The 21,696-nt window shown below is 43.5% G+C and carries 23 protein-coding genes; 12 read left to right on the forward strand and 11 right to left on the reverse strand.

Annotated features, from left to right (window positions below):
* Positions 1–243: 243 nt before the first annotated feature.
* Positions 244–741, forward strand: a complete 498-nt coding sequence (locus ADA42_RS02035) for a YcxB family protein (protein ID WP_004934603.1) — start codon at positions 244–246, stop codon at positions 739–741.
* Positions 742–778: 37 nt separating this feature from the next.
* Positions 779–1,426 (forward strand): fumarylacetoacetate hydrolase family protein, encoded by a 648-nt coding sequence (locus ADA42_RS02040; protein WP_004945219.1) that lies wholly within the window; start codon positions 779–781, stop codon positions 1,424–1,426.
* Positions 1,427–1,472: 46 nt separating this feature from the next.
* Here ADA42_RS02040 and ADA42_RS02045 read toward each other — a convergent pair whose 3' ends face one another.
* A complete protein-coding gene (locus ADA42_RS02045) occupies positions 1,473–2,756 on the reverse strand; it encodes an MFS transporter (RefSeq protein ID WP_048763338.1) in 1,284 nt (427 codons plus the stop codon).
* A gap of 138 nt (positions 2,757–2,894) precedes the next feature.
* Between ADA42_RS02045 and ADA42_RS02050 the strand changes: the two genes are divergently transcribed.
* Positions 2,895–3,809: a LysR family transcriptional regulator gene (locus ADA42_RS02050; RefSeq protein ID WP_004934610.1), complete on the forward strand. Its 915-nt coding sequence runs from the start codon at positions 2,895–2,897 to the stop codon at positions 3,807–3,809.
* Between the two features lie 8 nt (positions 3,810–3,817).
* Here ADA42_RS02050 and ADA42_RS02055 read toward each other — a convergent pair whose 3' ends face one another.
* Complete coding sequence (locus ADA42_RS02055; protein ID WP_004934611.1) at positions 3,818–5,062, reverse strand: YihY family inner membrane protein; 1,245 nt, start codon at positions 5,060–5,062, stop codon at positions 3,818–3,820.
* A gap of 116 nt (positions 5,063–5,178) precedes the next feature.
* On the opposite strand from ADA42_RS02055, the gene wrbA reads away from it, so the two are divergent.
* Both wrbA and ADA42_RS02065 read left to right on the forward strand, forming a co-directional pair.
* Positions 5,179–5,775 carry an NAD(P)H:quinone oxidoreductase gene (gene wrbA / locus ADA42_RS02060; protein WP_048763341.1) on the forward strand — a complete coding sequence of 199 codons (597 nt, stop codon included), beginning with the start codon at positions 5,179–5,181 and terminating at the stop codon, positions 5,773–5,775.
* A 74-nt stretch (positions 5,776–5,849) separates the two neighbouring features.
* A complete protein-coding gene (locus ADA42_RS02065; RefSeq protein WP_048763343.1) occupies positions 5,850–6,494 on the forward strand; it encodes a LysE family translocator in 645 nt (214 codons plus the stop codon).
* On the opposite strand, the gene ADA42_RS02070 is transcribed toward ADA42_RS02065, so the two are convergent.
* The 7 genes from ADA42_RS02070 to miaB all read right to left on the reverse strand — a co-directional run bounded on the left by ADA42_RS02070 (position 6,489) and on the right by miaB (position 12,934).
* A complete protein-coding gene (locus ADA42_RS02070) occupies positions 6,489–6,875 on the reverse strand; it encodes a hypothetical protein (protein WP_004934624.1) in 387 nt (128 codons plus the stop codon). The two genes, ADA42_RS02065 and ADA42_RS02070, sit on opposite strands and share 6 nt — an antisense overlap.
* Positions 6,876–7,044: 169 nt before the next feature.
* Positions 7,045–7,620, reverse strand: coding sequence for a xanthine phosphoribosyltransferase (locus tag ADA42_RS02075; protein WP_004934626.1), 576 nt, complete (start codon positions 7,618–7,620; stop codon positions 7,045–7,047).
* Between the two features lie 145 nt (positions 7,621–7,765).
* On the reverse strand, positions 7,766–8,482 hold the full coding sequence (locus ADA42_RS02080; RefSeq protein WP_004934628.1) for a DUF3108 domain-containing protein: 717 nt from the start codon (positions 8,480–8,482) through the stop codon (positions 7,766–7,768).
* Between the two features lie 156 nt (positions 8,483–8,638).
* Positions 8,639–9,322, reverse strand: coding sequence for a hypothetical protein (locus ADA42_RS02085; protein ID WP_048763346.1), 684 nt, complete (start codon positions 9,320–9,322; stop codon positions 8,639–8,641).
* 470 nt (positions 9,323–9,792) lie between these two features.
* Positions 9,793–10,275: an rRNA maturation RNase YbeY gene (gene ybeY / locus ADA42_RS02090; protein ID WP_048763348.1), complete on the reverse strand. Its 483-nt coding sequence runs from the start codon at positions 10,273–10,275 to the stop codon at positions 9,793–9,795.
* 83 nt (positions 10,276–10,358) lie between these two features.
* A complete protein-coding gene (locus ADA42_RS02095; RefSeq protein ID WP_004934640.1) occupies positions 10,359–11,441 on the reverse strand; it encodes a PhoH family protein in 1,083 nt (360 codons plus the stop codon).
* A gap of 41 nt (positions 11,442–11,482) precedes the next feature.
* Positions 11,483–12,934, reverse strand: a complete 1,452-nt coding sequence (miaB, locus tag ADA42_RS02100; protein WP_004934643.1) for a tRNA (N6-isopentenyl adenosine(37)-C2)-methylthiotransferase MiaB — start codon at positions 12,932–12,934, stop codon at positions 11,483–11,485.
* Between the two features lie 318 nt (positions 12,935–13,252).
* On the opposite strand from miaB, the gene ADA42_RS02105 reads away from it, so the two are divergent.
* From ADA42_RS02105 to ADA42_RS02120, 4 genes are all read left to right on the forward strand, one after another.
* Positions 13,253–15,169: a lytic transglycosylase domain-containing protein gene (locus ADA42_RS02105; protein WP_029952340.1), complete on the forward strand. Its 1,917-nt coding sequence runs from the start codon at positions 13,253–13,255 to the stop codon at positions 15,167–15,169.
* A 37-nt stretch (positions 15,170–15,206) separates the two neighbouring features.
* Positions 15,207–15,872, forward strand: coding sequence for a ribonuclease T2 (locus ADA42_RS02110; RefSeq protein WP_048763351.1), 666 nt, complete (start codon positions 15,207–15,209; stop codon positions 15,870–15,872).
* A 178-nt stretch (positions 15,873–16,050) separates the two neighbouring features.
* Complete coding sequence (locus ADA42_RS02115) at positions 16,051–17,037, forward strand: malate dehydrogenase (protein ID WP_004934651.1); 987 nt, start codon at positions 16,051–16,053, stop codon at positions 17,035–17,037.
* Positions 17,038–17,188: 151 nt separating this feature from the next.
* Positions 17,189–17,434 carry a DUF2789 family protein gene (locus tag ADA42_RS02120; RefSeq protein ID WP_004934654.1) on the forward strand — a complete coding sequence of 82 codons (246 nt, stop codon included), beginning with the start codon at positions 17,189–17,191 and terminating at the stop codon, positions 17,432–17,434.
* A 31-nt stretch (positions 17,435–17,465) separates the two neighbouring features.
* On the opposite strand, the gene ADA42_RS02125 is transcribed toward ADA42_RS02120, so the two are convergent.
* Both ADA42_RS02125 and ADA42_RS02130 read right to left on the reverse strand, forming a co-directional pair.
* Entirely contained in the window at positions 17,466–17,993 is a 528-nt protein-coding gene (locus ADA42_RS02125) for a hypothetical protein (RefSeq protein WP_048763352.1), read from the reverse strand.
* Between the two features lie 87 nt (positions 17,994–18,080).
* A complete protein-coding gene (locus tag ADA42_RS02130) occupies positions 18,081–18,689 on the reverse strand; it encodes a 2OG-Fe(II) oxygenase (protein ID WP_025095649.1) in 609 nt (202 codons plus the stop codon).
* Between the two features lie 112 nt (positions 18,690–18,801).
* Here ADA42_RS02130 and ADA42_RS02135 point away from each other — a divergent pair, with 112 nt between their 5' ends.
* The 3 genes from ADA42_RS02135 to ADA42_RS02145 are packed head-to-tail and all read left to right on the forward strand — an operon-like array spanning position 18,802 to position 21,628.
* Positions 18,802–19,659 carry a 23S rRNA (adenine(2030)-N(6))-methyltransferase RlmJ gene (locus tag ADA42_RS02135; RefSeq protein WP_004934667.1) on the forward strand — a complete coding sequence of 286 codons (858 nt, stop codon included), beginning with the start codon at positions 18,802–18,804 and terminating at the stop codon, positions 19,657–19,659.
* A gap of 42 nt (positions 19,660–19,701) precedes the next feature.
* Complete coding sequence (gene pssA, locus ADA42_RS02140) at positions 19,702–20,535, forward strand: CDP-diacylglycerol--serine O-phosphatidyltransferase (RefSeq protein ID WP_004934670.1); 834 nt, start codon at positions 19,702–19,704, stop codon at positions 20,533–20,535.
* A 19-nt stretch (positions 20,536–20,554) separates the two neighbouring features.
* Complete coding sequence (locus ADA42_RS02145; protein ID WP_004945251.1) at positions 20,555–21,628, forward strand: DUF6670 family protein; 1,074 nt, start codon at positions 20,555–20,557, stop codon at positions 21,626–21,628.
* Positions 21,629–21,696: the final 68 nt, after the last annotated feature.

The following is a 21,696-nucleotide window of genomic DNA, read 5'->3' on the forward strand; positions in this document are numbered from 1 at the left end:
GAAGAATTAACCGCTTAATTGCGGTTTTTTTGTGCCTGAAATTTATGGGCAGACCTATTCGTTGAATTTCCTTTCCTGGTACATCCAGTTCTATCGTCTATAAGCTCGATACAAATATAAATTTACATGACAGCTAACCAATAATCGAATGTAAATCTTTAATCAAATACAGGTAATGCTAAAGAAAATGCGTGAACTGGTGTAGTATTTTGAACGTAATTCATCGCGTATGTTGAACCCACTATGTCAGAACTTAAACCTACCGTTTCTTTACGTTATCACTTGAATTTAGAAGAGTCGCAAGATGGCTTTACCCTTGCAACTTTCGGTAAAAAGCTTTTTACACGTTTTATTACCCCAGTGATTAGTATAGCAATTATTGCATGGGGGATTTATTTAGGCTTGGATGGCGTAGGGCGCTACTACGTTGGCTTGGGTGTATTTTTCCTGATTTTGCAAATCATTATGCGCTACTGGTTTTTGCCGATGATGTTTAAACGTCAATTTGTAAAATATCAATTTGGTAAAAGCGAACAGGGAATTGATTTATATCAAGACCGGATCGAGCTGTATGCCACAGGGCGTAAGCAGCAGTTTGCCTATAGTGATGTGGCCCATTTTGCAACTGGAAAACTGACCTACATGATTGAGCTGAAAAATCGAACTGTGGTGATTGTGCCAAAACGCGTTCTAGCAAATACCGCAGAAAAAAACACGTTTGAACATGCATTTAAACGATAAAACCTAAAGATTTTACCTGTCTAGAAGGAAGACAAAAATGACAGCACGGCCATCTAAAATTATTTGTGTCGGACGAAGCTACGCCGAACATGCAAAAGAATTGGGAAATGCGATTCCAGATCGTCCAGTTTTGTTTATTAAGCCACCGAGCAGTTTGATTGGTCTGTCGCAAGGTATTCAATGGAATACGGCAGAGGGCGAATGTCATTATGAATGTGAGCTAACTTTAAGGTTGGACCGTACTTTACGTCAGGAAACAGACCCAGCCAAAGCACTTGAGGCAATTGGTGCGGTAACCATCGGGCTTGACCTGACCCTACGTGAGTTGCAGACCGAGCTAAAAAACAAGGGACAGCCTTGGGAGCGCGCAAAAGCTTTTGATGGTGCTTGTGTACTTGCGGATTGGGTAGATGTCAGCGAGGTTCAAGATTGGGCACATGTCACGTACAGTTTCCATATCAACGATCAGCTTCGTCAATCGGGTGATACTGCGCTGTTGTTACGTAGTATTGGGGAATATCTATGTGATATGAGCCAGGCATTCACGCTTGAGGCGGGTGATGTGGTCATGACAGGAACCCCCGCAGGTGTAGGTGCATTAACACCAGGCGACCGTTTAAAAATGACCTTAAACGGCAAAACCCAAGCTTTTGTTTGGGAAACCTTTGTACACGCTAACTTTTAAAATCATGTGCTGCCTTGTTGTGTTCGCCATACAGCAAGGCATTGCTTTAAGTACGTTTAGATGTAATCGGTTGTGATGCTGTGAGTACAATCACAATTGCGATAAAAGCCAGCGCCAGCGTCAGATACACCACCGCATGCCAGCCGCCATATTGCCAAAACCAGCCGCCAGCAGAACCCACAATACTCGATCCTAAGTAGTAAAAAAGCAAATACAATGCGGTCGCATGGCCTTTGGCTGTCTTTGCTTCTAATCCTACATTACTGCTCGCAATAGAGTGCGCAATAAAATAGCCTGTTGTGATTGCGGCAATCCCCAAAATAATCACAAATAATCCATGGGCAAGCGTCATCAGTGTACCGATTACAATAGCAGAAAAACCGACCAAAAGTGCAATTTTACGACCAAGTCGATCGACCATGGCGCCCGCCCACGACGACGATACCATACCCAGACTATACGATAAAAAGATCAAGCTAATTTGAGTCTGGCTTAAAAGGTACGGGGCCGCCGCAAGACGAAAAGACACATAGTTAAACAAGGTCACAAAAATACTGGTGATGAGAAAACCAATCCAGTAAATGCGAAGTAAGCGTGGATTTTGAAGATGATTTTTCCATGCTGAAAGATGAAAACGCAATTGCATGCCTTTACGTGCAATAAAGTTTTGTGAAGTGGGCAATAGCCATAAAAAACCGATTGCGCAACATAAACAGATCACCCCAAGTACGCCCAGAGCAGAGCGCCATGAAAATATTTCGGTCAGCAAACCCATTCCAACACGACCCATCATGCCGCCAAAGGCAGTACCCGCAATGTACAATCCCATGGTTTTACCCAAATCGGCCGGATGGATTTCTTCTGCAATCCATGCCATCGCCACCGCAGGCACACCGCCGATCACAAAACCCTGCACGGCTCTGGCGACTAACAGCAAGTGCCAGTCGGGAACCCAGCCCGCAATCACATTCAGTATTGCGGCCAGAGCCATCGAGATAAACATCAAACCTTTACGACCCAAGGCTTGAGAAAATGCGCTGGAAAGCACAATGGAAAAGGCCAAAAACCCGGTGGTCAGAGATAAAGCCAGTGCACTGGTACCGGGGCTGATGTGAAAGGTATGCGTAAATTCAGGCAATAGGGGCTGAACGCAATAAATCATTGAAAAACTGGCAAAGCCTAACAAAAACAATGCAAAACCCGCTTTACGATAAGCAGTCGTACCACGCCTGATAAAATTTAAAGCAGATTCCTGATGAGATGGATCTGTAGAGGTCTGATTTGAGGCAATAGCCGTCCCGGACTCGTTAACAGTGGAACGAATCGACATAACATAACCTGAAATTGATTTTTTAAAAGAGAGGGGGTTTGTTGGCAGTGCTTGCCTAGCTGCCAACACAACAAAGATTAGCAATCTACTGTATATTTGTCTAATATATAAAAATAGGGAACGTCATAGCTTTTATATATGGAACTTCGACATATTCGCTACTTCATCGTGGTTGCAGAAGAAAAAAGTTTTACCAAAGCAGCGCTTCGACTCGGAATTAGTCAACCGCCGCTCAGTATGCAAATTAAAAATCTAGAAGATGAAATTGGAACCGAGTTATTTTATCGCTCTGCTCAAGGCGTAGAACTCACCCCTGCGGGCGAGGCATTTTTGCTGAGCGTGCAGCCGATTCAGCAGCGAGTGAATGATGCGATGCAGTTGGCACAGCAGGTGGCCAATGGTGAGTCAGGACAATTGCGGCTGGGTTTTACAGGCACGTCTATGCTCAATCTGCTTTTGCCCAAAAGTATTCGCTTGTTTCAACAACATTACCCCAAAATCAGGCTTAAACTGGAAGAAGCCAATTCACTGGTACTGATGGATCGCCTGCTCGAAGACCAATTAGATATTGCCTTGGTGCGCCCTCCAGAACATGTTCCCGCTGGGCTCAGTTTACAATTGCTGATGCATGAACCCATGCTGGCGGTATTACCCAGCGGACATCCGCTCGCTCATCAAACCTCGATTGAACTCAATGCACTCAAGCAAGATAATTTTATATTATCACCGCCGTCAATCAGTGCAGGCCTTTTCGATGCCATCACCAATGCCTGTCGTAGCCATGGTTTTGAACCCAAAATTGGTCAGAATGCACCGCAGATTGTCTCGATTGTGTCATTGGTGGCGGCCAATCTAGGCGTATCGTTGGTGCCCGATTCGACCAAACAACTGGGTATTACCGGCGTTAAGTATCTCGATATACAACCGCCAAAGCCAATGGTCAGTCTGGCATTGGCGTATCGTAAAAATACACATTCGCAGCCTGCCATCAACTTTGCCAGTTTAATTCAGTCTTTAAAAATGCAGCACAACCATAATCATCACGACCTCTAAAGGCCGAATCACTTGCTTTCAAATAGAGTCGACAAGGGCATCGAAAGTTTTGCCGCCAGATAATCATCGGCATCAATCAGCGCAGGACCAATTTTTTGCATCCATTCATCATCGGGATGAATGTTGCCGACATCCTGACGCAAGGGCAAAGCAAAAGGCAGTGCGGTAAAGAAGGTCCAGAAGTCGACTTGCGACAAATTACGCACCAATACGTATTCATCCTTATCGGTGCGTTTAATCAGATTTTGCTGTTCAAGCAAATGCACATAACTTGGCCAGCGACCAATTTCGCCGCGCCCTAAAATATCCAATGCTTCAAGATCAGTCACACTTTCGCCCTTTTTCTGTTTCTTATAAAACAGCTCAAGCACATCGAGCAGCATTAACACAGGATGGCGTGTTTGAATTTTTTCAGAATGAAATGCGGTCAGTGCATAGCTAACTTCTACTCCGAGCAACACAATATTCCAAGACAAGAAAATCCAGAGCAGAAAAATAGGAATGGCAGCAAAAGCACCATAGACCAACTCGTAGCTGGTAAAATTGGACATCAGAAAGCTGAAGATATGTTTGAGTAACTCAAAAATAGTGGCACTAAAACATGCGGCAATAATGGCTGAATACATCGGTACCGTTCGATTTGGAATCGTCCAATACAGAATAAAAAAGCCCAAGATGGTCAAGCCGAAAGAAATGAGCCACAAGATAAAGGCACCGTTGAGTTCATAGCCAGCAAAATTGCTGCTCAGAATATTCATCGATGCAACGGTCGATGAAATCACGAAGGCGCTACCCAATATAATGGGTCCAAGTGAAATAATGGTCCAATAGCGCATAAAGCCAATCAGGCCCGTGCGGGTTTCCTGAACACGCCAGATCCGGTTAAACGCCGTTTCAATGGTACTGAGCATCATCACTGTGGTAATAAACAGAAATAACACCCCAATGACAGTCAAATTACTGGATTTTTCAGTGAATGAATTGAGTAATCGATCGAATGCAATGGTACTTTTCGGCAAAAAATTACTATAAATCAGCTGTTGCAGTTGCTGACGGGCAGGTTCGAGTGCTTTGATGGAAGAGATGATCACCAAAAAAACGGTCAGCATCGGAACCACCGCAAATAAGGTGGTATAGGTGAGAGAGCCCGCTTGTTCGCGACAACGGTCGGCTTCAAAACGTTTCAACACAAATAAAATGAATTGGAACCATTTTTTCTCATAAAAAGGTAGTTTCTTAAATAGATCTAGCATAAAAATGATGCCCCAATTTTATAATCATGATGTTTCTTCAGTTTCAGTGTTAAAGCTTAGCCAAAAAAGCGCACAAATATCGTATAGTTTTCTTTTTAACAAAGTTTTTAAAAATTATGCAACCGTATGTACTTGTCTTGTATTACAGCAAATATGGCTCGACACAACAAATGGCGCATTTGATTGCCAATGGTATTGAAGCACAGGGCATTGCCACTAAAATTAGAACCGTCCCGAATCTGACCACGACTGTGAGTGAGCGTGAACCTGCGGTGCCTGATACAGGAGATGTCTATTGCACACTCGATGATTTGGCCGGGTGTTCAGGACTGGCAGTGGGTTCACCTACACGCTTTGGGAATATGGCCAGTGAAATGAAATATTTTTGGGACCAGACCACCAGTTTGTGGCTCAATGGTGCCTTGCACGATAAACCTGCATGTGTATTTACTGCATCTGGTTCGATGCATGGCGGTCAGGAAAGTACCTTGCTGAGTATGCTCAATCCACTGTTCCACCATGGCATGATGATTTTAGGGCTTCCCAATTCACTTCCGGCGCTGTCTAACACCAAAACTGGCGGAACGCCATATGGTGCCAGCCATGTCAGTGGGCCACGTCACGATCAAGCGCTCAGCCAAGATGAAAAAACATTGTGTGAAGCGATGGGGAAACGTTTGGCAACGACGGTCAAAAAACTCACACAGCATTAACAGCCTTTGCAACTTGATATTCTAAAAAAAGCTGCAGGCCCTGTGTTTAGGGCATTGCAGCATGGTGTATTTCGATGAATTATTTTATTTTGGCACTGTATATCTTTAGTATTCTGGTCATGATTGCCACGCCTGGTCCCGTCATGTTACTGGTAGCCAGTACAGGCCTGAAGCAAGGATATCTGGCAGCGTTAAAAACAATATTAGGCACCAATCTGGCCTCACTCATTTTAATCGGTCTTTCTATTTTGATGCTTAAGGGTCTATTTACCGTCAACGCAATTTTGTTTGAAGGTATTAAATTATTAGGATGTCTTTATATTGCCTACTTGGGTATTGAGATTTTAAAGTCTTATCGGCTTGAACCAGTACAAAACCTCACCACCTCGAACGTTCAGGGTGGATTCCAGCGCGGTTTTTTAACGGGGATATCCAATCCTAAGGATGTTATTTTCTTTTCCTCATTTTTTCCGCAGTTTATTGGTTTGCACCCTGATCTGAATATTAGCCTGAGTGTATTGGTGGTGGTCTGGATTGCGCTGGATTTTCTGACATTATCGCTGGTGTATTTGGGCTTTAAGCGTCTATCAGATTCGATATGGAGTAACAAGATACTGGCGATTTGCGGTATGGTTCTATTATTGATTGCAGCGTATGGTCTATATAATTCCCTAACTTGGCTGATTTCATACCAAGCAGGGAACGGATATGCGTTATAAAATGCGGTTAAAGCGCGTGCCGCACTTTTCGCAGCGGTAATCTTGAAAAATATTTTTATCAATTACAACGCCGGCTTTTTTACCAAAACGATTGCCCAAAAAGCCGCCGGTAATTCCCACACTAATAGCACCAACAAACGTACCAATCGTACCGCCTACAATGACACCGAGTGGTCCTGCCACAGTACCGATTGCGGCACCCACTGAAGCACCAGAGGCTGCACCGCCGACTGTACCTGCGGCTGCACCAGCCGAAGTTAATAATACGCCGCTGGCTTTTTGTATCATTTGCTGCTCATGATTGCGTTGCTCAATTTCGGTCGAGCCACATTTGGGGCAGACCACTGGGCTATCTTGTTCGTTTGAAGAAGTCTCGGTCATCTATTTTTAGATCCTGTTGGCCGTGCGTAAAAGCTAGGGCGGTAATTGCATTCTAGCGAATTAAAATAATAAAAGTTTAGTAGGCTTGTAAATGGTCAAATCGAATGTTTCAGACATTAAAAAAGCGCCGAAGCGCTTTTTTTGACATTAAAACTGAGTTGTAAATGTCTTATTCTTTCACAAATGTCACAGTGCCGTTTTCGAGCGAGGCAACACGTGCCAAAGACTCAACACGATACCCTTTCTCAAGCAAAAGATCACGACCTGGCTGGAAGGATTTTTCAATCACAATACCCACACCAATAATTTCAGCACTGGCTTGATGGATCAAATCGATAAGACCCAAAGCAGCTTGACCATTGGCCAAAAAGTCATCAATCACCAGAACCTTATCAGTTGAACTGATGTGCTTGTTTGAAATGGCAATGGTGCTTTCAACTTGTTTGGTAAATGAAAATACCTTCGAGCGATAAAGATCATCTTTGAGTGTCAACGATTGATACTTACGCGCAAAAATGACAGGCACTGACAGTTCAAGACCCGCCATCACGGCTGGGGCAATCCCTGATGCTTCAATCGTAACAATCTTGGTGATCCCTGTATCTTTAAATCGCGCAGCAAACTCTTTACCAATCTGTTGCATAAGGACAGGATCGATTTGGTGATTTAAGAACGCATCAACTTTCAACACCTGATCAGATAGAACGATGCCTTCAGTTAAGATTTTCTGTTCTAGTGCGTACACAGGAGAATCCTCTAGGACGGATGCTTTTTCAAGCAAAAGCGTATTTTAAAAAGCATCTGAAAAAATGCAAGCCAAAATCGACAAAAAAGTTGATCACTTAGTCAAAAATGGCTTGTCTTTATAAAGAGAATATTCAGCTGAACGACTAGTTGGTTTTACCGGTATAGCTAGTCAATAATAGCCCATAAGAAGTTTTACCATCGATATGGCTCACTTTTACAGGTAAGTAATCGAGCTTCGGTGCCAACCAGAAAATGGTACTTTTTTCCGCTTTATCATGCTGAATAACCACTTTAATGGTGTTGTAGGTACCATAAGGTGTTTTGATCGATTCGGTACCCTGTTTGACAAAACGACGCGTATCAATGCCTTTAGCATCTGCAATCGGATAGGTCGATTTTAAGCCTGAGCCTTGCAAGTCTTCACGAATTTGCAATTCGGCATTGAGTTCATCGAGTACACCTTGTTGCCACGCAAATGAACGCTTTTTATCGTCTTTTTGCGTGTTGATCATTTTACTTGATGGATTAAAGTTAATGTTCATGGTGTTGCTATGCACCAGAATTTTACTGGTACGATTAAATTGCTGCGAGGTAATTTTACCGTTTGACCAGTTAAATTTACTGGTTTCGCTTGCAGATGCAATGGCGCCTGCTTTTGCAGAGAAATTGTAGGTCCAGTTGTTACCACTTTGCTGAGTCAAGCTTCGTGTTGCAGAACCGAGGTTTTTACCGTTGTAGGTAAATTGATAGTTGGCCTGAAATGGACTCATGGCGAGGGTATGTGTAGAGAACCCCGCAAACAACAGGGCACTAGAAAGTCCTGCTGCAAAAGTTAAGGTTTTCGTTACATGATTTGCCATACAGAGATCCTTATCGTTTTTAAAATAAACAAGATTGTACCTGAGAACAATCAATTAAAACCAATCATGATGATGCCACGAGATCATGAAGAAAATGCCAATATTCGATCACGTTCTGTAAAAGAAGCCGATGAAACGGTGTGCTAAGTTGGCGATTTAATCTTCTTTTTGTTTGATGGGCGTGATTTCAGTTTCGGCGATATCGAGTTCTTCATCAATTTCGTCATATTCATCTTCAGATTTGCTAAAGAGAGCCATCAAATTCACATTGCCCATGATGACCAGTTCTGCATCGCGTAATACCGCATGATTCACGTGTACTTTGGCTAATGTTTCAATAATTTTACGATTTTTACCTAGCCAGCGGTTTAAATCCAGATACAGCAAATCATCACGTACTTTAACCACATCAAATTTTTCTAAAATTACACCCAGTGGGTCTTTTTTAAGGACTTTTTGATAGAAAAAGAGCGCTGATTTCACTGCAAATTTCTGAAAGATATTCTTGTAGATGGCTGTGACGATTTGCGTGTCACTAATTTGCTCAAAAACAATCAATTGCAGCTCTTTGTTCAGCTCCATCTGAATGAGTTTTAAGTCGACTGAAAGTGTAGTATGTAAGCCCTTCACATTTAATGTGGCATACAGGCGTAACCAGTCGTTATATAAATCGGCATGCAGATCTTCAAGAATTTCAACATTGTCTGTCACATAGCGTTTAAACGTTGCATTGAGAAAAACCTGAGAGAGTGGAAATTCACGTTCTTCTTCAATGAAGTCTTCAGCTTTACGATAGACTCGCTGAAACTGTTTAGCAATCGATGACAGAATTGTTGGCATAAAAGCGTTCCAAAATAAAGTTGAACACATTGAAATGATCAGAAATTACAAATCAGAAAATTCGCAAATCACACATTTCAGTTTCAGGAGAAGTCTAATTTTTTTTAAATTGAGCGGGTGCGCAATTCCCTTTAAAGTTGATTACATTTGTGCACAAATTACAAGTGTTATGATAACGACTTTTTTCGTCTTACGATGCAATATTTTGTGATCGAGTTAACAATTCAGATATATTTGCTTTATATAAGATCATTTGATCGTTTAATGTTTCAATAGGATTTTGCACATAAAAAAGAGATGTTGTTTCTCGATCTAGCCATCGAGTGAATCTTTAGGAGTATGCACAATCATTATCAACATTTTTTGGCCAATGGAATAAAAATTAATATAAGCGGATACGCAATCAGCCAAGACAGCATTAAAAAGACCGCATTTGCGGTCATTAAAATGGGGAACAGATCAGCGAACAGTTAATCTTGTTCGAGATACGGATTGGCCAAGCCGAGTTTAGCCAAAATCTCAATTTCAAGTGCCTCCATTTCCTCGGCATCTTCTTCACTTATTTCATGATCATAGCCGAGTAAATGCAAGGTGCCATGTACCAGCATATGCATAAAATGATCATAGACCGCTTTTTTTTGATCAATGGCTTCTTGCAAAACCACTGGAATACAGATCACCAGATCACCCAGCGGACGCGCATCGAGTAACGGTAAAATGTCCTCTGGAAAGTCACTTGGAAAAGACAGCACATTAGTAGATTTATCTTTACCGCGATACTCGAGGTTGAGGCGATGACTTTCCTCATGATCGACACAGGCAATCCCAATTTCACAATCCGACTGCACATCGACATGACGCAATGTCATTTCGATGGCTTTTTTAAGCGGAGCTCGTTTCAAAATTAAATCGGGCGATTGCACATCGTCTTGCAAACTAAGATTGAGTTTCAAAATATTACCTTCATAAAAATAGGGGAAAGCATGGCAATCCCCTGATTTAAGTGTGTTGTTAAAATGGGTACAAGAGCTATAACTTAAGCTTCCTGATGCTGGGCATCCGCAGCGGCATCATGTTCACTCATTAAGGCTTCCTGTCGCGCTTTACGTTCAGCGCGTGCTTCAGAACTTAAGCGATTTTGTTCAGAATCCCAGCCTTCATAGGCTTCAACAATCTTCTGAACCAATTGATGACGGACCACGTCACGCGAGTGAAAACGCGTAATGTGAATTTCTTTAACCGGCTCCAGCACGCGTAAAGCGTGTGCCAGACCCGACTGCTGACCGCGAGGCAAATCCACCTGAGTGATGTCGCCAGTGATGACCGCGCGTGAACCAAACCCTAAGCGGGTCAGGAACATTTTCATCTGTTCTGGTGTGGTATTCTGGGCTTCGTCCAGAATAACAAAGGAATGATTCAGTGTACGACCGCGCATATACGCCAGTGGTGCCACCTCAATGACTTGACGTTCGATCAGCTTGGCCACTTTTTCAAAACCGAGCATTTCGTAAAGCGCATCATACAAGGGACGTAAGTACGGATCGATTTTCTGTGCCAGATCACCCGGCAAGAAACCCAGTTTTTCACCTGCTTCAACTGCAGGTCGAACCAGTAGAATGCGCTGAATTTCATTGCGTTCTAGCATATCGACGGCCGCAGCTACCGCAAGATAGGTTTTACCTGTTCCCGCAGGTCCGATCCCAAACGAAATATCGCTTTGTAAAATACGCTGCACATAACGTTTTTGATTGGTTCCGCGTGGATTGATACGACCTTTTGGGGTCTGTAACCAGACATTATCAAGACCTGTATGTTCCTGATTTGCATCATCCATCAGTTCTCGATCTGTCTGGCTGCCTTGAATCATAAGGTGCAAAATATCGGCACTGATCTGATCGGAAATTTCAGATTCGTCGTAAAGACGCTGGAGCAGGGACTCAGCTCGCTCGACTGCATCAATGTCACCATCGATGTAGAACGCGTCACCACGATGAGTAATTTGTACATCTAAACGCTGTTCAATCTGCTTCAAATGACCGTTGTATGCACCAAGCATGCTTTTTAAACGGGTCATTGAAACGCCGGGAAAATTAACGGTACGTCGAATCGCTGCAGTCAAAGAATTATCCTTTTTGTAGCCTTTGTTCTAGTACCCTTACATTACGCCACGTCAGGCTCAAGATTCAAGAGCTCACCGTAAACTAAATTTAAAGTTTTAATTTCGGTAATCTCGATTTCTGCAAAACGCCCCACCCATGCTGCATCACCAATAAAAGTGACCATACGGGTATTGTCCGCTGTGCCGAGTAAAAGATTCGGATCTTTATCAGATACTTTCTCAATTAAAACCCGCTGTATCGTGCCTTTCATGGCATCGGTCTTACGGATACTCGATTGTTTGATCCAGTGTTGCACCTTGGCCAATCGCTCTTTTTTAACATCTTCAGAGGTCGTATCTTCAAGCTCGGCAGCCGGTGTTCCCGGGCGTTTTGAGTAAACAAAACTATACGAATGATCAAAATCCAAGTCTTTGATAAACTGATAAGTTTCTTCGAAGTGCTCATCGGTTTCACCCGGAAAGCCAATGATAAAATCACTAGAGAGATGCATATCGGGGCGAACAGCACGTAGCTTGGCAATTTTCTCGATATACACATCAATGGTGTGGTTGCGTTTCATGGCTTGTAAAACTGCATTTGAACCACTTTGAACAGGTAAATGCAGGTGCGAGACCATTTGCGGTAAATCACGGTAGCACTGGATAAGATCTTCTGAAAACTCAAGTGGATGCGATGTGGTATAGCGCAAGCGACCTATGCCCGGGATTTCTGAAACGAGTCGTAACAATTCAGGGAAGGTGCAGATCCCGCCGTCGAATGTTTCGCCGCGATAACCGTTTACATTTTGACCAAGCAGCGAGATTTCACGCACGCCTTTTTCGGCCAGACCCGCAATTTCAGCCAGAACGTCGTCGAGTGGACGCGATACTTCTTCGCCACGCGTATATGGCACTACACAAAACGAACAGTATTTTGAGCAGCCTTCCATAATCGAAACAAATGCTTTAAAGCCCTCAACTCGCGGTTCAGGCAAAAAGTCGAATTTCTCGATATCTGGAAAGGAAATATCCACCAGCTTGATTTTGTCTTTTTTAGGTTTTTCAATCTGATCTTGATACTGATCTAACATCTGTGGCAAACGATGCAAGGTTTGCGGACCAAAGACCATATCGACATATGGCGCGCGTTTTTGAATATTGTCGCCTTCTTGAGAGGCTACGCAGCCACCCACGCCAATAATCAGCTCTGGATTTTTATCTTTTAGCTTGCGCCAGCGCCCCAATTCACTAAATACTTTTTCCTGCGCTTTTTCACGAATCGAACAGGTGTTCATTAGCAAAATGTCGGCTTCTTTGGGATCTTGCGTCAACACATAACCGTGAGAGTCGCCGAGAAGATCTGCCATACGGTGACTGTCATACTCATTCATCTGACACCCTTGAGTTTCAATATACAGTTTTTTAATTGAAACATCAGGGGTGTGCGTTGGCTGGGTAACAGTGTTTTCTGAGGCAGCTTTGGCACCATTTGGAATGAAGGTTTGAACCGTCATGTAGGCTCCTAAAACAAACGGGATAACGCACGTATTTTAACTACGCACTTTGAAAGGCCGCAATTGTAGCAGTAATTGCACAAAAGATAGCAAATTAAATCGGGCACAATGCGTATTGATTTTACAGTTAAAATATAATCATGATTAATTTTGGTGAATCAGAAGGTTACATAACACAACAGTAGGATGCATGAAGAATAATTACACTAGCACTGCATACCGAATGTTGGGGTTTGAAAAAAAGCATCTATGGCATGGAATAAAAACAGCAAATCATTACTTGCAACGCTTCTAAATCGCCGGCTGATTCGCTTGAGTATGCTCGGAAGTTTGGCTACGTTGTCAGGCTCTACCGTTTTTGCTGCCGAAGAACAGTTTAACGATGCGCTCCGTGCCGCCAGTGCTGGCGACACCGTACTGCTAGAGCAGTATCAGCTGTCCATGCAAAATGATGTTCTGGGTTACTACCCCGAGTACTGGAAACTCAATACCAATCTGGTGTTACAACCACCCGCGAATATTGTTGCTTTTGCCCAGCGCTATCCACAGTCTGCCATGGCAGAAAAGCTTTCTGCAGATTATGTCGAAGAAAAAGTCAAACTTGGCGACTATGTTAGTCCGCAAAGTGTGGTGCCGTATGTGACCAATCCCGATCGTGCAGAAAGCTGTGCGCTGGCACAAGTACGTGCCAAAGCGGGCGATGATCTGGTTTTTGCCGAATACAAAGATGTCTGGCTCACGACAAATACCCAGCCAGATTTATGTAACGGTTTGGGGCGTATGATGCTTTCAAGTCCACTGATGACCACTCAGGATAAAAAACAGCGTTTGTGGGGGCAGTTGCGTGCGGGTCAGTCTGGGTTGGCGCTCAGTACTGCACAGACCATTGGTGTGAATTTATCTTTAGCGCAGCTCAACCAGATTCAGGCGGCACCACAAAACTATTTATGGTCGGCACCTAAAAACAACGATGCCGATTATGCTTATCTCATTTATGCAACAGGCCGTTTGGCAGATACTGACCTAAACGGTGCGCTTGCTTCGGTTCGACGTAATGCCGAAGGCACGCCAGCAGACGTTCAGAAATATCTTTATCGCACTGTCGCCTATATTGGCGGCACCACGGTGATGAAAAATAACTTTAACCGTGATGTGTTGACCTTGTTTGACATGAGTTACGGTTACCCGTTTAGCCCAGAAGAAGCCGAAATTTACGCACGACAGGCAATTCGTTTTGGGGCATGGGAAAGTGTGATTCGCGCGATTGATAGTATGTCGGTGGCGCAAAAGCAAGAAGATCGCTGGCAATACTGGCTTGCACGCGCCTCTGAGCAGCGCAATGATGCAAATGCCAAGGCAACAGCCCAGCAAATCTATCGTAAGCTGGCGCAATCTGGCGATGACTATCACAATTTGCTTGCCAAAGACCGTTTGGGTGAGCGCTACAGTAATATTCCGCCGTATGCGCAAGCCACCGCCAGCGACCTCGATCGGTTACGCCGAGATATTCATTTTAATCGTGCATTTACACTGCGCCGTATCAATGCACCAGACAATTACGTTAATCGTGAGTGGAACTGGGCTGTTCGTCAGGCGTATTTGCGTAACGACGATGGTTTATTGCTTGCAGCTGCACAGCGTGCCCAAGAAATGGGCTGGTATGATCGTGCGATTTATGCCGCAGACCGTACAGTAAGCAAGCATAATTATGGTTATCGTTATATTATGCCGCATCAGGTGACAGTGGTGAACCATAGCCAAAATGCAGGTATTGATCCGGCATGGGCATACGGTTTAATGCGTCAGGAAAGCCGCTTTGTGACTTCTGCGCGTTCTCATGTTGGTGCAGGAGGCTTGATGCAGATCATGCCTGATACCGCCAAACTGGTTGCGCGTCAGATGGGAGAAACCTACAATCCGGCGGCCTTAACCGATATGAATACCAATATTCGATATGGTACCTTTTACTTGTCCATGATTCAGAATCAGCTGAGTGGCAATGCCGTTTTAGCGACGGCAGGCTATAATGCAGGCCCGAATCGGGCACGACGTTGGCAACCGGATACCCAAACGATTGCAGCAGATCAATACACAGAAAGTATTCCGTTAACCGAAACACGTGACTATGTAAAACATGTGATGACCAATGCATCGCACTATGGTGTTCTGTTGGGGCAAGGTGCGCAATCTTTGCAACAGCGAATGCGTGCTATTCCAGTACGAAGTACACCTTAATCGGGTTTTCCTTGAAATAACGTTAAGTTTTGATTCGATGAAAAAAACAAGTTTTGTATCCAAATATTTGGCAGGGTTGATAGGCGCATGTTTATGGGTCTATGTACTTATCGTCACACCACAGGTCCACGCCGATTCTGGTCGATTACAAGGCTATGTCATGCAAATTGAAATGACACCCGCAGTCTGCTCAATAGATGCATCCAAACGCAAACAGCGCAAGTGTCTCGAAGGTTATTCTCTTACAGTAATGGGCCTGATCCCAGAAACAGGCAATATAACTGAATGTAAAACCAATTCATCGGCCATGCTCTCTCCGATACAAACCAGTGTAGTGGCCCGTCTGATGCCAGACGAGAGTGCTCGTACGCAACTCTGGCGAGGAGTTGGCGGATGTGTGCCTATGAATGCCAGCCAATATTTCCGAACGATTGTTAACTTTGCAGATCGTTTGAAAATTCCATCTGAGTTGACAGGCCCCACCACTAAAGATGTACACAAAAATACCATTCGACAGCAGTTTTTAAGACTTAATCCATCGCTTCCCGCCAGTGGCATTAAATTTACCTGCCAAAGCTCGCGCTCTAAATCTATTCTGACCGAGGTTCAGGTGTGTTATCAGGTCAGCGGTGCTTACACGCAGTGTGCCAGTCATGTGGTGTCGAGTTGCCCAGAAGAATTTACCATTAAAGGTAGTTATTAGACCTTGGTCCAAAGCCTTGTTATTTTATTCATATTTCCTATCATACTTTTGTTGAAATCCATTCTCTTTTACATGCAACTGTTGTGGGTTTGGAGTACAATCTTTGCCGTTTATGATTATTAGATTAAATGGACGAACTGTTTAATCATCTTAACGATCCTCAATTGGAGATAATTACATGAAGCAACCCGTTCGCGTTGCCGTTACTGGCGCTGCAGGTCAAATTGGTTACAGCTTATTATTCCGCATCGCAAGCGGCGAAATGTTAGGGAAAGACCAACCAGTTATTTTGCAATTGCTTGAAATTCCAGTTGAGAAAGCTCAACAAGCGCTAAAAGGCGTAATGATGGAACTTGACGACTGTGCATTCCCATTATTGGCGGGTATGATCGGTACAGATGATCCAAAAGTTGCATTTAAAGATGCAGACTATGCATTGTTAGTGGGTTCACGTCCACGTGGTCCAGGTATGGAGCGTGCTGACCTTCTTAAAGTGAATGGCGAGATTTTCATCGGTCAAGGTCAAGCGCTGAATGAAGTTGCTAGCCGTGACGTAAAGGTATTGGTTGTAGGTAACCCTGCGAACACCAATGCGTACATCGCAATGAAATCTGCTCCAGATCTTCCAGCGAAAAACTTTACTGCCATGCTACGTCTTGACCACAACCGTGCCTTGACTCAGCTTGCGCAAAAAGCGGGCGTTGCTGTATCTGACATCGAAAACATGACAGTATGGGGCAACCACTCACCAACCATGTATGCAGACTATCGTTTTGCAACTGCAAATGGTGAAAGCCTAAAAGACAAGATCAACGATGCGGCTTGGAACAAAGACGTGTTCCTTCCAACAGTAGGTAAACGTGGCGCTGCGATCATCGAAGCACGTGGTTTATCATCTGCTGCATCTGCTGCAAACGCAGCGATCGATCACATGCGTGATTGGGCGTTGGGTACAAACGGCAAATGGGTGACGATGGGTATTCCATCTGACGGTTCATACGGTATTCCAGAAGGCGTAATGTTTGGTTTCCCTGTGACGTGTGAAAATGGCGAATACAAAATTGTTCAAGGTCTTGAAATCGACGAGTTCAGCCGTGAACGCATCAACTTCACGTTGAATGAACTTGAAGAAGAGCGTGCTGCAATTGCAGACATGGTGAAATAATTCACCCTCGCATAAAAAAAGCACTTCTTATGAAGTGCTTTTTTTATGCTCATACAAACACTCACAAGAACACACATCGCTCAAACGGAAAACTCAAATCTTATTGTTTATATTGAATATATAACAATATGATTTAAAAGAGGATGTCAGCATGTTTGAGTCACAACCTACATTAGAACTACTGTTTGAACAATTGGGCTTGGAAGCAACCCCGGAGGCTATCGAGCAATTTATCCAAACTCACCAGATTGCTGCTGAAACTAAACTTCATGAGGCCGAATTCTGGTCGGCTGGACAACGCCAGTTTCTAGAGAGTCACTGGGAAAAAGATGATGAATGGGCCATTGTGGTCGATGAGCTCAATCAACAATTGCATGTTGAGGCGCATTCATCTTAAGTTATAGTCTCAGCTCGAAGCTGGAAATTGATTAGTGAGTTTTTGAATGTATCAAAGCTTTGAACCAATCAAGCGAACGTACTGAATTAAATGCACTATGCTTTTGCAGCAATTCAATATCCAGCTGTTCACTCTTTATGTATTTGTCGAGCCAGTGGCGTGTGAAGGCGAGCTCGCTTTTGACTATAGAAGCATAAGCCAAAAAGAAATACACGTCACCATGATTTAAATGTGCGAGCGGCTTTAAAATTTGCTGGGTAATGAGCGCAAATTTGTTGTCTTGGCTTAATTCAAAATAAACCATATAGGCTTTTGCCAGTTGCAACGACAGGTCGATATACATCGACATCGGCATTTCCTCAAACTCCACGCGTGACTGCTCTAAAATGGCAATCGCTTCGTGTAAAAAATGCAGTCGCTCTTGGCGATTATGACTTAAAGTGACCAGTTGTAGTCGCAGATCACCTCGCTCCAATGCAAGCTCAGGAGAGTTGCCGTCAAGATAACGCTGATCCGTTTCTCCAATTCGTTCTACAATCATTTTGCTTGTATCAGACATATATTGATCCTCGAGATTCTTATGACATTAATGAGGGTAGATTTATCGTTTAAAAGACCCAAGGTAATATTGGTGATCGATATGATCTCAGCTTGACCAAGCGCTACTTGCACTTCGCAGCCAAGCGGTAATGGATAATCGCTGCTGATGAGACATTAAAACCTCATGCAACAAGTCACTTTGAAAGATTACTAAGCGATTAGGTCGTGGCTGAATGATATGCCACTCGCCATTTTTATCTTCAAGACGAAGTTGTCCACCCCAACTGTCTTGCCATGTTTGATGTAAATAATAGACGCTTGAAATCACGCGATGATTTTTTTGCTGCGGGTTGTCTCGGTGCAGCGCATAAAATTCACCAGCATTGTAGCGTGCGTAGTGCGCTTCAATATTTTGTATTCCAGTATAAAAAGCGCGATTAATCTCTTGTCCTAAAGCGTGTAATACATCGATGTGTTGTTGTGCGATAGGAAGCTGATCATCAATCCATAAAATATGATCACTACGAATCTGGCTCACCACGCCATTTTGAATCTGTGCTTCACGAAACGCATTCAAATGCTGAGTGCATTCGTTGGTTAGTTTTTGCATCAAGCTCAATGGATGCAACTGATCGATCAGGCTAAAGCCTTTAAAATTAAGATCATCGAGCACACGATCCAGGTCAAATTCACAATTTGAATACTCGGGTTGCATACATTCTCAAAACTAAAAATCAATACTCTGAAGTATTCTAAAACATCCGATCGACACGTAAGTAAGTTTTTTCATGCTAATATAGCCGCTGATTTGAGGAATTATTTGAAAGATGAATTATCGTCACCATTTTCATGCGGGCAACTTTGCGGATGTAATGAAGCATGTGCTCCTGCTACAACTTTTGACAAAATTAAATGCCAAAGATAAGCCATATCGATACATCGATACGCATGGTGGGGCGGGAAAATACGACTTGTCACTTGCACCTGCGCAGAAGTCGGGTGAGTTTCTAACCGGTATTCATCGTCTGGTTCAATTGGGCGACATGGAAAAGCGTCAAGCACCTGAAGGCGTTCAGCAGTATCTAAAACTCGTTGAAGCACTTCGCGCTGAAGAAGGGCGGGGAACATATCCGGGTTCGCCTTGGTTTGCACTTCAAGGTATGCGCGAGACTGATAAAGCCACTGTATTTGAAATGCAGCGTGATGTTTTTCAGCAGTTACGCGACAACATTCGAGACAAGCGTGCTGGCTTACATGAGCGCGACGCTTACGAAGGCTTGCTTGCGGTGATTCCACCCAAAGAAAAACGTGGCTTGGTGATGATCGATCCACCTTACGAGCTAGAACGTAAAGACTTTCCGCAATTGGTCGAGCTGTTGTGTGAAGCCTACAAAAAATGGCCGACAGGCGTTTTTGCGGTATGGTATCCAATCAAAGACCGCGCCATGATTGATCGTTTTGAAAAGAAAATGATGAAAACCGGCATTCGTCGTCAATTGATTTGCGAAATTTGCGTATGGCCTGACGATACACCGGTCGGTTTAAATGGATGTGGATTATTGGTGATCAACCCACCTTGGCAGTTCTCAGAGCAAGCGGATCAAGCATTACAGTGGTTATTTCCACATTTGCGTATGCAAGAGACAGGTGGACACGCGGCAGTGCGCTGGTTGGTTGGTGAATAATACGCGGCATCTAAGCGAGAGGATTCTTGGGAATACATAACAATGACAAATACACCAAAACTTGAAAATGACTCCAAGTCAGACGAGCATGGATTTGACGGCATCACTTTTGAAGTGGTCGAAGAAGAGCACACCAATGAAGGTCAGAAAGTTAAACGCCGTGGCATTTATCTCTGGCCCAATTTGATTACCACGGCAGCATTGTTGTCGGGGTTTTATTCTATCATTGCAAGTTTTAATGGCGATTTCGTTCACGCAGTGTATGCCATTTTCCTGGCAGCATTGCTCGATGGTCTAGACGGACGAGTGGCCCGTGCGATTGGTGCGCAAAGTGCTTTTGGTGAACAATACGATTCTTTATCCGACTTACTGGCTTTTGGTGTTGCACCAGCAATGCTGATGTACAGTTGGAGTCTGCATGATTTGGGTCGAATTGGGCTGGCCTGTTGTTTTATTTATACAGCATGTGCCGCATTTCGTCTGGCACGCTTCAACGTTCAAATTGGTGTAGTCGATAAACGTTATTTTATTGGTATTGCCAGTCCTCTAGCGGCTATTCTTGTGATTTCATTGGTTTGGGTCAGTCGTGATTATCCGTTTATCTTTGATGTGCGAGACATCGCTGTTCAAATCGGATATGCGGTTTATATGGTGGTTGTGGCCTTGCTCATGATCTCGAATATTAAATATTATTCGTTTAAAGAAATGGATCGTAAACGCGTTCCATTTGCCGTGATGTTGCCAGTGGTGCTAATTTTTGCAGCAATCACGTATAATATTCCTATGGGTATTTTAGTGGTATCACTGGTTTATGCATTATCTGGTTTTGTGACCACTTTATTTGCTCGAAAACAGGCTTCAGTCACCAAGACATAAATTCGAAGTGAGGTTGAGTATGCAGATGTTGATGACACCATTTAATCCATCGATGCAACTGAGTCCTCACTCCCGACAACGGACCTTGGCATATCATCCGCCCAAAGGGCGTTTTAAGTTGATTTATCAGGGTCTGATTTTGCCGGGCTTACCCGCACCGCTACACTACATCAATTTCATGAGCCTGATCGGTCAGGCGAAAATTCCGATTTTATACAATAAAAATATTCTCAAACACAAAGCGTTAGATACCGCATCAGTTTTTGTCAGTTCGAGTCCGCATCTGGCAGGTCAACTCAAATCCTATTCCATTTCAGAACAATGTCATTTCAGATCTGACGCATTTAATTTTGATCAGCAAGACGTTATTCAAGGCTATTTTCCAGATTTTCACTTTAAACGAACCGACTCTGCTTTGAGCGTGGATTTGAAAGTACATACTGTTAATGTACTGTCACACTACACTCCTTTAAAGTGGGGCGTGTTTGAACACTGGTCGCTTTTGTGCTGGTGCCAAGGGCGCGTGATGTTTGAAAATCACTGCTATGAAGTGCAAGGCATGGGGAGTTTTGAATATGCACGCTCTGCGCATTTGCCTTATATGCCCGTTTGTTTCTTTACCCATCATGTTTTAAATTTGACCGATCAGTTACAGGTACTTTTGACTCAAGTACGCAATCAATGGAACCAGATTATTTATTCACGCGCCGATTTACGAAATTTGGATGGCCGTGTAGAAAGCTACAAAGACAATGTATTTTTTCAGATACAGCGCGTCTACCCAAAAGTGACGACCCCCAATTTTAAAGAAATGTATTTGCCGCGTGAGTTCTTATGGCAGGTATATGTGAAAGATTGTTTGTTATTAGAGGTCAAAGGAAAAAGTCGAGGCGATTTTAAATTCGGTTTGGCAGCAGGTTATGCCGGAAGCTTTCAATTCAATGCGATTTATAACAATCAACATTACAAGGGCGAAGCTGGGTATATCGAATACATCGATATGCGGCCGTTACACTGGCAAGAAAAAGATCAAAGTGCATTATTAGAGCTTAAAAACACTGAAATTCAGCCTTGTATACTAAAAAAAGATTAAAAATAAACCGAAAATCATAATTTTGAACAAAAACTGTTCGCTTGAAAAAAAAGAAAGGCGAAAGGGGT

It is taken from the genome of Acinetobacter sp. 243_ASPC, assembly GCF_001054715.1.
In the GTDB taxonomy this organism is placed as follows: Bacteria; Pseudomonadota; Gammaproteobacteria; order Pseudomonadales; family Moraxellaceae; genus Acinetobacter; species Acinetobacter soli.